The organism is Streptomyces sp. BR123 (assembly GCF_013401435.1).
Classification (GTDB): domain Bacteria; phylum Actinomycetota; class Actinomycetes; order Streptomycetales; family Streptomycetaceae; genus Streptomyces.
On record NZ_JACBGN010000688.1, the window covers coordinates 1 to 424 of the forward strand.

Annotated in this window: 1 protein-coding gene; it reads left to right on the forward strand. The window is 37.0% G+C overall.

Translation table 11 applies throughout. From position 1 onward, the window contains the following. Positions 1 to 394: hypothetical protein (locus tag HYE82_RS37055; protein WP_218783469.1), on the forward strand; the 394-nt coding region annotated here is incomplete at its 5' end. Positions 395 to 424: the final 30 nt, after the last annotated feature.

Sequence of the window (424 nt, forward strand, 5' to 3'; positions counted from 1 at the left end):
TTCTTTAACTGGCCACCCTGTTTTTGCAACGGTTCACGCAACCACAGTAGACAAAATTATTCCACGTATGTTGAAGCGCTTTAAGCATGAAGAACATCTTCAGGCTGCAGCTGACATTATTGGTTCAGTTTATACATTGATTGCTCAACGTCTTGTTAAAGATGTGAACGGCAAGGTATTTGCTGTAAGGGAACACTTAATTTTTTCACCTCAACTTAAAGAACAATTGCTTTTAATTGATGATATTCATGCTCAACAGAAGTTTATTCGAGAGTTAATGATTAATTCTGATGGTTCAGATCCAAACATCAGTAAGAGTTTCAGGAAACAAGCTGACGATCTACTCAAAGCTGGTCGTTTGCATGAAGACTACTATTACAAACTGATTTATTAAGAGGCGAATATGGATGATCAATATGCACAC